The sequence below is a fragment of the Mycobacterium sp. TKK-01-0059 genome (assembly GCF_000709305.1).
Lineage (GTDB): Bacteria > Actinomycetota > Actinomycetes > Mycobacteriales > Mycobacteriaceae > Mycobacterium > Mycobacterium intracellulare.
In genome coordinates this window covers 3,866,442-3,880,906 of the sequence record NZ_KL446993.1, presented here as the reverse complement: position 1 = coordinate 3,880,906, position 14,465 = coordinate 3,866,442, and the positions used below count along the sequence as shown (strand labels likewise).

12 protein-coding genes and 1 pseudogene are annotated in these 14,465 nt (G+C 62.1%); 2 read left to right on the top strand and 11 right to left on the bottom strand.

Features of this window, described 5'->3' with window-relative positions; genetic code table 11:
• Positions 1-38 precede the first annotated feature (38 nt).
• The 10 genes and pseudogenes from K883_RS18335 to K883_RS18295 all read right to left on the bottom strand — a co-directional run bounded on the left by K883_RS18335 (position 39) and on the right by K883_RS18295 (position 11,853).
• Positions 39-3,188: a type I restriction endonuclease subunit R gene (locus K883_RS18335; protein WP_036455149.1), complete on the bottom strand. Its 3,150-nt coding sequence runs from the start codon at positions 3,186-3,188 to the stop codon at positions 39-41.
• Complete coding sequence (locus tag K883_RS18330; RefSeq protein WP_036455148.1) at positions 3,185-3,934, bottom strand: TIGR02391 family protein; 750 nt, start codon at positions 3,932-3,934, stop codon at positions 3,185-3,187. The genes K883_RS18335 and K883_RS18330 overlap by 4 nt, the downstream gene beginning before the upstream one ends.
• Positions 3,931-4,914: a restriction endonuclease subunit S gene (locus K883_RS26960; RefSeq protein ID WP_231504882.1), complete on the bottom strand. Its 984-nt coding sequence runs from the start codon at positions 4,912-4,914 to the stop codon at positions 3,931-3,933. Before K883_RS26960 ends, K883_RS18330 begins: the two co-directional genes overlap by 4 nt.
• Before the next feature lie 218 nt (positions 4,915-5,132).
• Complete coding sequence (locus tag K883_RS18320; RefSeq protein ID WP_036455147.1) at positions 5,133-6,698, bottom strand: class I SAM-dependent DNA methyltransferase; 1,566 nt, start codon at positions 6,696-6,698, stop codon at positions 5,133-5,135.
• A gap of 92 nt (positions 6,699-6,790) precedes the next feature.
• Entirely contained in the window at positions 6,791-8,632 is a 1,842-nt protein-coding gene (locus K883_RS18315; protein WP_156035641.1) for an AAA family ATPase, read from the bottom strand.
• Positions 8,629-9,531 (bottom strand): hypothetical protein, encoded by a 903-nt coding sequence (locus K883_RS18310; RefSeq protein WP_036455145.1) that lies wholly within the window; start codon positions 9,529-9,531, stop codon positions 8,629-8,631. Before K883_RS18310 ends, K883_RS18315 begins: the two co-directional genes overlap by 4 nt.
• Positions 9,528-10,541: a helix-turn-helix transcriptional regulator gene (locus K883_RS18305; protein WP_036455144.1), complete on the bottom strand. Its 1,014-nt coding sequence runs from the start codon at positions 10,539-10,541 to the stop codon at positions 9,528-9,530. The genes K883_RS18310 and K883_RS18305 overlap by 4 nt, the downstream gene beginning before the upstream one ends.
• A complete protein-coding gene (locus K883_RS27945; protein ID WP_162288419.1) occupies positions 10,526-10,918 on the bottom strand; it encodes a hypothetical protein in 393 nt (130 codons plus the stop codon). The genes K883_RS18305 and K883_RS27945 overlap by 16 nt, the downstream gene beginning before the upstream one ends.
• A gap of 140 nt (positions 10,919-11,058) precedes the next feature.
• A pseudogene (locus K883_RS26955) lies at positions 11,059-11,361 on the bottom strand (transposase); the annotation flags it as partial.
• Positions 11,362-11,400: 39 nt separating this feature from the next.
• On the bottom strand, positions 11,401-11,853 hold the full coding sequence (locus K883_RS18295) for a VOC family protein (RefSeq protein WP_036455142.1): 453 nt from the start codon (positions 11,851-11,853) through the stop codon (positions 11,401-11,403).
• A gap of 159 nt (positions 11,854-12,012) precedes the next feature.
• On the opposite strand from K883_RS18295, the gene K883_RS18290 reads away from it, so the two are divergent.
• The gene (locus K883_RS18290) at positions 12,013-13,281 is read left to right on the top strand and encodes a cytochrome P450 (RefSeq protein ID WP_036455141.1); all 1,269 of its coding nucleotides are present in this window, start codon (positions 12,013-12,015) and stop codon (positions 13,279-13,281) included.
• Between the two features lie 4 nt (positions 13,282-13,285).
• Here the strand turns inward: K883_RS18290 and K883_RS18285 are convergent, their stop codons facing one another.
• On the bottom strand, positions 13,286-13,882 hold the full coding sequence (locus K883_RS18285) for a TetR/AcrR family transcriptional regulator (RefSeq protein WP_036455140.1): 597 nt from the start codon (positions 13,880-13,882) through the stop codon (positions 13,286-13,288).
• Between the two features lie 69 nt (positions 13,883-13,951).
• Between K883_RS18285 and K883_RS18280 the strand changes: the two genes are divergently transcribed.
• Positions 13,952-14,443: a DUF1707 domain-containing protein gene (locus K883_RS18280; RefSeq protein WP_036455139.1), complete on the top strand. Its 492-nt coding sequence runs from the start codon at positions 13,952-13,954 to the stop codon at positions 14,441-14,443.
• Positions 14,444-14,465: the final 22 nt, after the last annotated feature.

The following is a 14,465-nucleotide window of genomic DNA, read 5'->3' as shown; positions in this document are numbered from 1 at the left end:
ACCAACCTCAATCTGACGTGACGGGGAAGATGTAAACCTCAGAACAAGAATTCGTCCTCGTTGTTGGCGAAGATCTCGGCCTGCTCGATGACCAATTCGATGGCCTCAATTTCGGCATCCGGCGGGTAGTCGTAGCGAATTAAGATGCGGCGAACTGCTGAGCGCATCCTCGCACGTACGCTTTCCTTGACATCCCAGTCGATCGTCCAGTTGTCGCGGATCGTTCGTACCAGGTCCCGGGCGACCGCTTTCAGTGTCTCGTCGCCGAGTTCCATTACGGCCGAGTCGCTCTGGGCGACTGCGTCGTAGAAGGCGATCTCATCCTCGCGAAGGCCAAGGGCAGCATGTCGGTTCATTTCGTCGCGCATCTGCTTCGCGAGCATTACAAGTTCTGCGATGATCTGCGCCGAGGTGAGCGACCGGTTGTTGTACCTGTTGATGGCCTCGTCAAGCATTTCGGAAAACTTACGGGTCTGTACGACGTTGCTGCGCTTGATCGTCTTGATCCGGTCGTCGAGGAGCCGACGGAGCAGGCCGATCTGGAGATTCGGCTTGTCCTTATGCGCAAGGCCATCGAGGAATTCATCGGAAAGCATCGACAACTCAGGTGTCTCGACGCCGGCGAGCTGATAGATGTCGATTACCTGATCTCCCGACACCGCTTGATCGACAAGCTGCCCGATAGCGGTATCCACATCGACCGCGCCCGCTCCGCTGCGACCCGAACCAGGGTCAAGAATCTTCAGGATCGCGGCACGCACGTCGGTGAAGAGACGCACATCGTTACTTATCGCGGCGGCCTCGTCACGGGCCCCGCACAACGCGTAAGCCTTTGCGAGTGCGAGCACCTGATCGTTGTATCGCTTAGTGCGATCGGGATCGGCCATGACGAAGTCGAGCACTTTCGCGTACTGCGCCAGCCTCTCCGACGCTGTCAGCTCTGGCGACGAGTCGAATGTCACTCCGTGTAGCAGTGATGTCACGATGTCGTGCTTCTCCAGCATGACGACGACCATCTCGTCGATGGGCACACCCGCTTGATCGCGGTCCGACGGCGAGTAGACCTTGAGTGCCTCCTGCAGGTTGGAGTAGACCCCAATCAGGTCAACGATGAGGCCGCCCGGCTTGTCACGAAAGGTCCGATTGACGCGCGCAATAGCCTGCATGAGTCCCGCACCATGCATCGTTTTGTCGACATACATCGTGTGCATCGCGGGCGCATCGAAGCCGGTGAGCCACATGTCGCGCACGATCACAAGTTCCAACTCGTCGTCAGGATTCTTTGCCCGAAGCTGGATTTCCTTCCGGGTCGCCTTGTCATGCAGATGTGGCTGGAACTCTTGCGGGTCGGACGCGGACCCGGTCATGACGACCTTGATTTTTCCTGTGCGGGGGTCGTCGGTGTGCCACTCGGGCCGAAGGGTGACGATTTTCTCGTACAGCTTGACTGCGATACGGCGGCTCATCGCGACGATCATGCCCTTACCGATCAGCGACTTCCGCCGCTTCTCCCAATGCTCGACGATCTCCCGAGCAACGAGGTCGAGACGCTCGTCCGTCCCGACGATTGCTTCGACGCGGGCCCAGCGAGATTTTGCTGCTGCCGCAGCCATCTCCTCGACCTGCTCGGTGATCTCGTCGGCAAGGTCGTCGAGTTGGCCGTAGACAGAATCGCTCAAGCCAACCTTGACAAGTCTGGGCTCATAAAAGATCTTCACGGTCGCCCCATCTTCGACCGCGCGGGTGAGGTCGTAGATGTCGATGTAGTCGCCGAAGACGGCCTGAGTGGATTTATCGGCGGTCTCGATCGGCGTTCCGGTGAAGCCGAGGCAAGTCGCGCCGGGAAGCGCGTCCCGCATGTGCTTGGCGAGGCCGGCCTTAAGCCGCCCTTCAGAGTCGAGAGTCTCACCGAACCCGTACTGCGACCGGTGTGCCTCATCCGCGACGACGATCACGTTGCGTCGGTCGGTGAGCACCGGGTTGGTGTCACCACGAGCCTCGGGCGCGAACTTCTGCAGGGTCGTGAAGACGATACCGCCGGACGCTCGCGTGAGCAGCTCACGCAGATGGGCACGGTTCTCGGCCTGCACCGGCTTCTCAGGGAGAATGGTCGCGGGCGAGAAGGTCTCGCCAAAGAGCTGATCGTCGAGGTCGTTGCGGTCAGTAATGAAGACGAGGGTCGGGTTCGCCGTGCGCGGATCACGCATGATCTTCGCGGCGTAGAACACCATCTCGAAGCTCTTGCCCGACCCTTGGGTGTGCCAGACCACGCCGCCACGCTTGTCACCCTCGGGGCTCGCGGCCTTCACGGTCGACTCGACCGCGGTGTTCACAGCCCAATACTGATGATACTTCGCAACCCGCTTCACGAGGGAACGCATCGGCTGGCCCGTGGTCGTGTCGGTGATTGTCTCGTCGCTGAAGACCACGAAGTTGCGGAGGATGTCGAGGAATCGCTTCGGCTCGAACACACCTCGAATAATCACTTCGAGGGAGGGCCGGTCCGTGACGACGTCGCGGCCGTCGATGGTCTTCCAGGGTGCGTAGTGCTCGAAGGCGCCAGTGAACGAACTCATGGCAGCACTGGGCACGCCGTCGGAGATGATGGTGACCGCGTTGAAGTCGAAGATCGGCGCGATGTCGTGGCGGTAGGTCTGGACCTGGTTCCAGGCGCCCTTCATGTCCGCGTTCTCGCCGGCGGGATTCTTCAGCTCGAAGAGCGCTAGCGGCATGCCGTTCACGAAGACGACGATGTCGGGTCGGCGTTTTTTACCGTCCTTCGTCACAGTGAACTGGTTGACCGCCACCCAGTCGTTCATCTCGGGATTCTCGAAATCGACGAGTTTCACGCGGATGGTGCGCGTCTGACCGTCCGCCGCTCGGTGCTCGACCGGCACGCCGCCGATGAGGAACTGATGGATTCGGTAATTCTCATCAATCGGGTTCTGGGATTCCGGGCGGAGCAGGCGCTTGATGGCCTGGTCGATGACGGTGTTATCAACGCCGGCGTTCAGCCCGCGCACAGTGGGCAGCAGTCGGTCGATGAGCACGACGTCGGCAAATGAGTCGCGCAACTGTGGGCCATCACCGCCCGGCGAGATATTCGGCCCGTGGAGAGTTTGGTAGCCGAGGTCTGCGAACCACTCCAGGGCGGCTTGCTCGACGACGGATTCGTTGAAGTTACTCACGGCGCTGCCTCGACCTCCGCATCGTCTACCCATCGGGCGAGCACGCTCAGTGCAGCCAGGTACTCCAGGCCGGTCTGCGCGTCGATGTCCTCGGGATTGTCGTGGTTGAACGGGTTGCGAATCCCTGCATAGATGCCTTCTGCTAGTGCCCAGGCGCCGCGCTGGACCGACTTGTATGTGTCGGTGCCGTCGGGATTCCTGCGCCGCAGCCGCGATTTCCCGGTGGCCGCGGTGTCTAGACTGAACGCCTGCTTGAACAAGTCTGTCTCGCTAACATCGCGACGCCCAACCTTGTTCTGCGTTTCGGCGTTGACCTTCTTCGCAGCGTCTTCGACGGCGGAACGGTAGTGCCCCGACTGCCACAGCGAGCGAGCGCCGCTCCATACCCAGGGATGAAGGTGACCCGCCGAGATGTGAGGAGCATCGTCGCCCAGCTTCTCGCGCAACTCTTGCTCACGACGCAAGGCGGCGATGCCGCGACCGGCCCAGTCGCGCAGGTGGTTCCAGCGAGCTTTGTGCCGCACCTCGGAGGGCCGGTCGTCCGCATGCCGCCACTCTGGCAGCACCCGATCGAGGATCTGCTCAGCCACGTGCGCGAGTTCCGCGACCTCGGAGTCCGAGGCACGCTGGTGGGTTCCCATAATGACGACACCGCTACCGGGGCGATTGTCATACGCGACCTGATCGGTTGCTCGTATGAACTCCTGCAACGCGTTGATGGCCCAGCCGGAGTCGATAGCGCTCACGACACCTCCTCGATCGGAACCCGAATGCGGCCAGACAACAGCTCGGGAAGGAGTACATCGCGTACCGATGCGAGATAGCCATTCTCGGTAGCAAGGTGCTCTGCGCGGCGTTCTATTGCGAACAATTCGTCTTCAAGCACACTCATCTTCGCGGCGTCCGGAAGGAGCACCTTGAATTCACCGAGCCGAGTGGGGCTGAGTTCAGTCTGGCCAGTGCTCCCTTCGCCCAGTGCCTCAATATCGGGCACGCGCCCGAGCATTGCGTACGCCAGGACAGTGGGCCCAACCTCCGCGACATCTGGCTTGATCACAGAGACGTGGCTGTCGACGAAGATCGAGCCTTCGTGCCATCGAGCAACTCGCCCGAGTGTGCCGACTCCAGTCGAGTTCACCAGGATGTCTCCGCTCGACGCCTTGCGCGCGGGCGCTACAGCTCGGTCCTGCACGCGCCGCGCAGGTGCCAACGACACCCAGCCGTCACGGATGCACCTCTGGTTCAGCGCGAGCGGAGCCAAAGTCTCATCGTCCGCGTACTTGGGCGAAACCCCTCGAGCGATACTCGTTGTGACGGAATGGAGCGGTCGCTCAAGTCCACCGTCAGCGAGGGCACCGGCGAATCGCGCGGCTCCCAGTTTTCGCAGCAAACCACGCTGGCGTTTGTTGCATTCGATCTTGTCGTCAAGTGCGCCGAGGGTGGAGGCGATGGAGCGTTGCTCTGCGACGGGTGGCAGATAAACGGGCACCTCCCGCAGAACACCCGTGTTGAGATTGGGCATGGTCGCGCCTACGGCGTGCCGAGTAATCCAGTTGCGAGTCGCTGGGAGCGATAGGGCGTAGGCCAAACATCGCGCGTCGACGGTTGGGCCACCCACACGGACAAGCAGACAACCCGTCCCGCACAGCCATCCATTTTCGACCTCTGTGACTAGCGCGCACTTTTCAACATCGCCACGCCGACTGTAGACGATGTCCCCTGGCATTAGTTTGTGTCGGGCGAGGCGCTCGACGTGTTCGCTAGACACCCGAGCAATTCCGTCCGTTGAGATCCGCAGCTCGCGAATGTTTGTCGGCATCACAACTGGAGTCCCAACAGCCGAGTAGTCGCTCGCGTGAAGCTGGCTCCCGAACGGACCGGTTTGAATCACGCCATTGGACTCGTGCTCCAACTCACCGAGTGTGGTGAGTCTCCACCTGCTGCTCATTCGAGCACGTCCAGTCGGGCTCGAATCTGGACTTCAATCTCACGGCCCCGTTCGAACTCAGCGAACAGCTCCTTCGTCAACCGCTCGATTCTGTCCGCAATCGGTTCGTCGTCGGCTTCAGGTTCTTCGGTACCGACATAGCGCCCCGGCGTTAGCACGAAGTCGTGCTGCTCGATCTCCTTGAGCGAGGCCACTTTTGCGAATCCCGCGACGTCCTCAAATCCGCCATCGTGGTTGCGCCAGGAGTGGTAGACGTCGGCGATCTGTTCGATGTCGTCGGCGGACAGCTCTCGGAGGCGGCGGTTAATCATCGCTCCGAGTTTTCGGGCGTCGATGAACAGCACCTCGCCCTTTCGTGCGCGATGCTGCGCGTTGCCGGCTCGGTCCCTGCTGATGAACCAAAGGCTCACCGAAATGCCCGTGTTGAAGAAGAGCTTGTCGGGCATGGCGACAATGCAGTCGACGACGTCGGCCTCGACGAGCTTGCGGCGGATCTCACCCTCGCCGCCACTCTTCGAGCTGAGTGAACCGTTCGCCAGGACGAATCCGGCGTTGCCGCGCGGGCTCAGGTGATAGATGAAGTGCTGCACCCACGCGAAGTTGGCATTTCCCTCCGGCGGCGTTCCGTACTTCCAGCGGGGATCATCGGTGAGTTTTGCGTTCCACCAGTCGCTGACGTTGAACGGAGGGTTCGCGAGCACAAAGTCGGCCCGGAGGTCGGGGTGAAGGTCCTGGGTGAATGAGTCTGCGGACTTGTCCCCGAGGTCGGCGTCGATGCCCCGCAGGGCAAGGTTCATTTTCGCGAGCTTCCAGGTGGTCGCGGTGAATTCCTGGCCGTAGACGGAGATGTCGTTGCGTTTGCCACCGTGCGCCTTCACGAACTCGGCGGACTGGACGAACATGCCGCCAGAACCGCACGCGGGGTCGTAGACGCGGCCATGGTACGGCTCGAGCATCTCGACCAGGGTCCTGACCACCGAGCGGGGAGTGTAAAACGCCCCCGCGTCCTTGCCGGTCTCCCTGCCGGCGAACTGGCCGAGGAAGTATTCATAGACCCGGCCGAGCACGTCATCGGACCCGTGGTCATCGGTCTCGGTGAACCCAATTGACCCGATGATGTCAACAAGCTGGCCGAGACGACCCTTGTCGAGGTCCTCGCGTCCATAATTGCGCGGCAACACCCCACGTAGCTTCGGGTTCTCGCGCTCTATGAGGTCCATTGCGTTGTCGATGGATTCACCGATCTCAGGCTGCTTGGCGGACTTCTGGATGATGCCCCACCGGGCGGCGGCAGGGACCCAAAACACCGATTGGCTGGTGTACTCGTCGCGGTCCTCGACGAGACGCTCGATCTGCTCTGGCTTCAACCCTTCGGCTGCAAGTTCGGCTTCAAGCTCTCTGCGACGACCCTCAAATCGATCGGATATGTACTTGAGGAACACCAAGCCGAGCACGACGTGCTTATACTCGCTCGGCTCCTGATTGCCGCGTAGAGCGTCGGCGGCGTCCCAGAGCTTCTGCTCAAGGCTCTTTGTTGCGACCTTGCGTACGGCTCGTGCCATTCCGGAGCCCCCTTCTGCGTTGTTGCCGCTAACTCTCTGCCGGACACCCAGTCCAATCCGGGCTAAGTGGCGCCGATGTAAAGGGCCGATGCCTACTCCGACTGGGCCGCCTTGGTCCGGCGCTTCTTGACCGCCGCCGACAGGATCGCGTGCTCTTCCTCCGTGGCCTGGTCGAAAAAGTTCTCCGGCCACTCTTCAACGCCGCCGTATTCGTTCGTCTTTACAGGTTCGTAGGTGGTCGCGCCGTCTACGCGCTTCGCGAAGTAGATACCGATGGTGTCCTGAAGATCGTCATCGAGATCCTCGGCAACACGCCGCCGCAGACGCGAAATCAGGTACTCACTGTGCGTCTCGACGATGAGGTGTCGTCCGCTCTGAGCGATCTCCAACAGGAAGTCTGTAAGGCGCTGCTGCACCCGCGGATTGAGATGCAACTCGGGTTGTTCGATCAGGAGCAGTGAGCCGACTGGTGCCTGCAAGCACATCACGATGACCGGCAGCAACTGGCTGACGCCGGTACCGACACTGGTCAAATCAAGGTCTCCATCGACATCCTTTTGCCTCACTTCCATTTGGATCCCGAAGCGGCCCTGGTCGGAAACCGAGAAGCTCTCGCCAATGTCGAGGTATTCGGCCCATCGGTTGACGGCCGTGATGAGTTGGATGGGCCGACGGGGAGTCTTGATGGTTCCGTCTGGCTGCGGAGACGGGACGCTGACTTTCCGGTCACCGTGACGTTGCAGCACGGCGGCGGTGAATTCGCCCTTCGGGCCGACATAGGAGTCGTCGCCTTCCGGCGAGTCGGGATATGAGGCCCGGGGTTCGTCTCGGAGCGGGCCGAGGTACCGAATTCCTGCGCTTAGGTAGGAGGACGCGAGATTCGAGGCCCTGCCCAGGTCGTCCAGGCGGTGAGGGAAGGGCACCTCGCCTTGAACTCCACCTCTGGTCAGTTCCTCGACAACTGCATCGCTGAAGGTCTCGGACGACGCGATGTTGAGGTCGATCTTGGAACGTGTCTCAGGAGCTTTGGAACCGAGCTCAATGCGCACAGCGTCTGCGTACTCAGCCTTCGCGTCGGCCACAGCGGCATGAACCGAGAGCAGAACACGCCTTACTTCCTCGATTGCTTTTTCCTCGGTAAAGAGGTCTTGCTCGATCTCGTCCCGCTCTTGGATCGACCTTCGGAGGAGCATGTCGCGCCAAGCCTCAAACAGGACCTCTGCGCGTGGGCGCATTACCGAGGCGTCGAGCGGGAAGCCTCCCGTGACAAGGATGTCGACGACCTCCAGCACGTTGCCATCGGCACCGGCAAACTGTCCCGAAAAGTAGTGTGGGATGGAACGCGCATCATCATCCTCGACTGGAACGAGATCTTCGGCGTCGTCATCCGCTATGGCAAGTACCCAAGCTCTGTCGACACGCGGAGCGTTCCTGGCAAGCGAATCAGAGTCCATTGGCTTCAGGTCGACGTTGAGCCGCTCGATCTTGGCGATACCCTTCTGTTGCTTTGACTCGCCGAGCTTGACTTCCCAGGACAGGGTTGCGAGAAGCGGGCCTACCTGTGCTGGGGCGAGACGCCTGCCCTCGCGATATACGACCCGCGGGGCCCGAATGTCGAAATCGGCGCCGATGATCAGCGGTTCTTCGTCGTTGCCGGGGCCCCGGTACTTCACTTCGGCAACGGTGCCGAGACGGACCCCACGACCATTGAGCGGGTAGAGATAGCCCGTTGTTCCTGTCGCCTGACTCGCAGCGCGGATGCTCTGGAGCAGTGTGCTCTTGCCCGCGCTGTTCGCACCAACGACTACGGTCAGTGGGCGAAGTTCGACCTCGGCGGTTCGAACGGACTTGAAATTCTGGAGGCGCCAGCGGCGAAGCGTGATGCCGCGGCGCGCCGCAAAGGGCAAGCGGCGCTCGATCAGTGGATTACTCACGCGTAGACCTCTCGAGACTGGGTGACGTGCGCGCTGGCGGAAATTAGGCTGATCTGGACGAGGCGTCCATCACGAGTGCGGGCGGGGCGTGCCTCGATAGGACCTCGAATGTCGGTTGACCGGCCCAGGAGCCACAGACTCGAGTGTCCAGACGCGGACGCCATCTCCGCTTGAAGGATTTGGAAATGCTCCAGCGGAGGGCTAGCAGATGGAGGTGTGGGGGCTACGTCTGTTGGATCGGCGAGTTTCCAAAGAAGGCGCAGGGAGTTGTATAGGCCGACCGCACGGTAGGCGGCGACGAGTTCATCGTCTAGGGCGATGTCGACGAGCCAACCGGGGACTCGCGCTGTGCCGCGGCCCACTCCTTCGACGACTCCCACCACGAACTCCTCGAATGCTGCGATTTCGGCCTCGGTGGAGGGTGCGCGAAGTGCATTCGGGTCGATGGAAGCAACCCGCCCGCCGTCGATAAGTTCGCGAGTGCAGTCTGCGGTCAAACCCTGGAGCCGTTTCAACTCCTGGAGTTTGAACTTCCAGCGAGGGTCGCTGCGGTCAACAACTGGAGGGCCAGCAACCGGACGATCGACCGGATCCTCCTCGCGCAGCGCGGAGAGAGCCTTCAGAACTTGCGTGTCGACTCGTCCAATGCGTCGGCCGAGCTGGACCACCCATGCATAGCCGAAAACGTCAGACTCCGCGAGTAAATCGTAGGTGCGGCCAATCTCCTCCCCGGATAGGAAGAGGTCGGTGCTTGAGCCGAACTCGACGTCCGGGCTGAGCAAAGTCACGGTGAGAGACTGCGTCGCCTCATCGAAGTCTGTGACGAGCAGCAACGCGGCCGGGGTTTCATGGTCCATCGCCACCGCGCGGTAGATGCCACCGATCTCGATGTCGTTCAAAGTGCACCTCCCCCTGCCTTGGTGATTACAACTGACTGCAGACGCTCCAAGACGTACCTGACCACGGCTTCACTTTGCGAGGTGAGTTCGTCACGAACCTTCGCGAAGGCGGACGCCTTGTACTTCGCGGCGGTGGGCCGGCTGACACCGAGGCGGCGTGCGATGTCGCCGTCAGCATCGCCGATCCACTTGCCAGCTAGCACCGCCGCCTCCTCATGCGTCAACGCTTCATCGAGTCGCTCTGTGAGTTCGTTCGCCATGATCAGGTCGCTGGGGTCGAGTTCGCCGGAGCTGTCTGCACTCCCGGCCTCATCAGAGACAACCTCCGCTGTTGCGAAGACTGTCAACGATTCGTCCAGAATCTTCCGAAGATCGAATTCCTGGATCTCGCTAACGGCGTTGCAGATGAGGATCAGAGCACCAGTAAGGGTCTCCGTCGTCCAGATGGGGCTGGCCCGTTCGGTCCCATTGCCTGGAAGGCGCGGCAGCGCCGCAAGTGATGCGGTGAGCCGCCGTGTGTAGGGCGTGGCCTCGAGTATGCAGTCAGCAATCCGCCAAGATCGCGGCTTTGTCTTCACCTGCTCGAAGGGCGGCTCCGCGAGGCGCTCTACGGCTCGATCAAAAAGGTTGTCGACCGCTGTCCGCTGCCTACGGTCGATCAATGTAATTCGCACTTGGCGGTATATCAGCGCCCGGGCGTGGCCGAAGTCGTTCGCGACATCACAGATGTACTCAGCCTGGCCCTTCGTCATCATACGTTCGACCACGTCTTGAACCAGATCATTGACGGAGTCGTCATCCCATGTGGCAGTGCGAGCGTAGACAGAGGGGCTGTACCGCCGAGCGACACGTGATGCGGCCGTCTGAATCTCTTGAAGCCAGAACGGACCGATACCGCGGCGCTCGAACTCTTCGATCAAGGCCTTCAGGTCGCCAGTACTGGCATCGGCGGCGCCGAACTCCTCGCCGAAATCGGCGAGCGGGTCGCCGACATCTACTTCGTCTGCCATCGCGCCTTCATCACTGCCTCGATGGTGCTTTCGTCATCGTCGCTGCACAGTCGGTGCGCCTCGTCGAGGGCATCCTTTGGGACAGGTAGCGGCCGCGAGACCACGATGCTGCCGTCGTCACGGAGCCAGCATTTGGGCCATTCGTCGCGATGGTCATGCCCAGGGTTGAGAACTTCGATGCGATCGAGGTTGGACGTACGAGCGAAGACGTACGCGATCGCGCCAGAACTCGGCCAGTGGCGGAGGATGATGGGTCTCTTGGCGCTGGGCTTCTGCGGGGCGAAGCCTACGATCGATTCGGTCTGCTCAAACCACGCCTCGCCAGCGGGCGGACCCATATTAAGCAGCCTCGCAAGATCGGACAGTTCGAACCCCACCGACATCCTTCACTGCCGAAGCGGAGCTCGGCCATATGCGCCATTGCAGCTTGGCAGAGTATACGAGTCGGACACCCACGGCGGCAGTGAAAACGTACGGGTGGTTTGAGTTCCTGACCCTGACCAAAACGTCGACGTTGGGTCCACTGTAGAGCGAACTCGGTTGGGGTGAGATCGCCGTCGGCGGTGTGGGGTCGGTTGGCGTTGTAGTCGCCGCGCCAGTCTTCGATGATCACATGGGCTTCGCGCAGCGAAGCGAAGTGCCATGAGTTGAGCAGTTTGCCGCGCAACCGTCCGTTGAACGACTCGATCCAGGAGTTCTGCCAGGGCGACGCAGGATTGATGAATAGTGAACCGGTGCTGTTGAATCGGCAGCAATCGTTGACGGCGCGGTCCATGGACTCGGGGCCATTGTCGAAGCGCACGTGGTGGGCCGGTGCGCCTAATGGCTGCCCGACAAGACGCACTCCTCCTCTACTCCTCTACGGCCTCGGCGGCAACGCCTTCAACCACCCATCCGAAAGCAACTCCAACAACTGCCCATCCGGATCCCGAATCATCGCCGCGCCGGCCGACACCGACGAATCGACCACCGCTCCCCCGAACTCTGCCACCCGGGCCAACACGCCTGGAAGATCGGACACCGAGAACGAGATGTGCGTCAGGCCGATCTGGTCCATCACCCGCTCCGAACCGACATGCACCTGACGCTTCGAGTAGTCCATGAGCTCGAGCACGAACCCGTCCCGCACCAGATAGGTCGCGTGCACGCCGAGCGGCTCGGGCAGTCCGACCAGCTGCGACGTCGCACCATCGGGCGGGTCGAGCTCCCACCAGAACTGGAACCCCAGCAGGCCCTCGTAGAAGCGGCGCGACCGCTCGCGATCCGTGACGCACAACCCAACGTGATTGAAAACCGTTCGATGACTACTCAACCCAACCTCCGCAGCAAGTCACACCCCTGACGAACGCAGTCGCTACCGCCCTTCAACCGCGCTTCTCCACGCCACTCAAAAGCGCAATAATGCAAAGATAAACCAATAAGCGCCCGTCACCGCCAACTAAGCAGACCGCTTCCGTGGGAGAGCTTTTCGATGGTCACACGCCCGAAGGTCCGGCCCGACGCCACCGTCGACTTCGACCATCATTCCGACGCGTTCAACCTCAACGAGCTGGCCGTCAATGCCGAACTGCGGCAACGATGTCCGGTCGCCTGGAACGAGAACTACGACGGCTTCTGGTACCTCAGCAGCTATGACGCCGTCAGCCATACGGCCCGCGACGGCGACACCTTCGCCCACAAATACGAACCCAACGCCCCCGACGGCGTCGACTACCAAGGCGAGATGGGCGTCCCGCGCCCCGACGGCCAACCGGCCCTGGGCATCGGCGAGGTCGACGGCCCCTACCACCAAGCCCTCCGCCACGCGCTGGCCCCGTACTTCTCCCCCGGCGCCGTCGAGAAACTCAAGCCGTTCATGGAGCAGTCCGCGCACTGGTTCCTCGACCAACACATCACAACAGGGCAGATGGACCTGGTGCTCGACTACGCCAGCCCGGTCCCGGCCATCCTGACCATGAAGCTGATGGGCCTGCCCTACGACAATTGGCACTTGTACGCCAACCTCTTTCACTCCGTCATGGCCGTCCCGCAGGACAGCGACGAGTACGCCGACGCGATCGCCAAAGTCCCCGCCATGATGCAAGAAGTCATCGAATTCGCCACGGCCAGGCGCAGCAACCTCGAAGACGACCTGACCAGCTTCCTGCTGCAATTCGAATTCGACGGCCATCGCCTCACCGACGAACAGCTGCTCAACATCCTGTGGAACCTCATCGGCGGCGGCGTCGACACCACCACCTCGCAAACCGCACTGACGCTAAGGCACCTGGGCACTCACCCCGACCTCAGACAGCAACTCATCGACCATCCCGAGCTCTACCGCACCGCCACCGACGAATTCCTGCGCTACTTCTCGGTCAACCAAACCCTCAGCCGCACAGTCACTCACGACGTTGTCCTCGGCGGCCAATGCCTCCGCAAGAACGACAAAGTCGTCCTCAGCTGGCTCTCGGCCAACCACGACGAAACCGAGTTCGACCGGCCCGACGAGATCATCCTCGACCGCGCACCCAACCGCCACGTCGCATTTGGCCTCGGCCCGCACCGCTGCATCGGATCGCATCTCGCCCGGCTGATGTCGGCAGTGATGGTCAAGGCCGTCCTCGCCCGCATCCCCGACTATCAGGTCGACGTCGAAAACGTCCACCAATACCTGGGCAACCCGAGCATGACCGGGCTGGGCAAGCTCCCGGTCACCTTCACCCCCGGAACCAGCCGGGAAACAGAACGACCTTGGTGATCACTCAAAGCACTTGCGCCACAACGCCGTCGACCAGTTCGTCGGGAGCCTGGGCGATGCCGACAGCCTGCAGGTGCCCGCCGATCGCAAGCGTCGCGATGCCGTGCACCAGCGACCAGAGCGGCCCGGCCACCTCGCGGGGATCCTGAGCCGCGACGATCCCGGCCTCCTGGCACCGGGTGATCGCGTCGAGCAGGTCCCCGAACGCCTGCTCGCCGGCTACCGCAAGGCCGTGCTCGGCCTTCAGCGACGCCCCGAACATCACCTGATAGTGATCGGGATGGGCGATGGCCCAGCGCACGTAGGCCCGCCCGAGCTCCGTCACCCGTTCCTTCGGATCCGACACGCGATCGGCCGCCGCGGCCAACTCGGCGTGCAGTTCGCGGAATCCCTGTTCGGCGACCGAGGCCAGCAGCTCGGCCTTGTCGGCGAAGTGCCGGTACGGCGCCGCGGCGCTGACCCCGGCGCGGCGCGCCGCCTCCGTGAGGGTGAACCCTTTCGGCCCCTTCTCGGCCACCAGCGACAGCGCGGCGCTGGTCAGCGCGCGCTTGAGATCACCGTGGTGATAGCTCTCCCGCCGGCGCACGGTCGACCGCTTCACAGCCATGTTGACGACATTAACATTAAGGCCTATGTTAATGGCATTCACATCGGCGACCAAGGAGACGACATGACGAATCTGCTTGACACCACATCCACGCTCGCCGGCACCCGCGACCGGGAGCGCACGGCCGACCTCCTCGGTCAGGGCCTCGCCCAGGGCTACCTGCAGATCGACGAGTACGACCGACGGCTACAAGCCACTTTCCAGACGCAGACCGACCACGAACTCCGCGAACTCCTCGCCGACCTGCCGGTCGATCGCATCCGGCGTCACGATCCCCGCCGGCGCGCCGCTCGCGTCGCCGCGGCCCGTCGCGGACTGCGCGCCCACCTCGCCGCGTACCTCGCCATGGTCGTCATCGTGCTCACCGTCTGGACGGCCGTCGCCCTGACGACCGACGCCACCTACTTCTGGCCGATCTGGCCCATCCTCGGCGCGGGAATCGGACTCGCCAGCCACGCCGTATCGATACCGCGGCTGAAGCAAAGCCGTTGGCAACCAGCGCTTTCGGCCGTGCTTGCACCGGGATCGTGCGCAAACCGCTATCGCATCCGCTAGCGGGTTCGAAAGGCATGTGGCT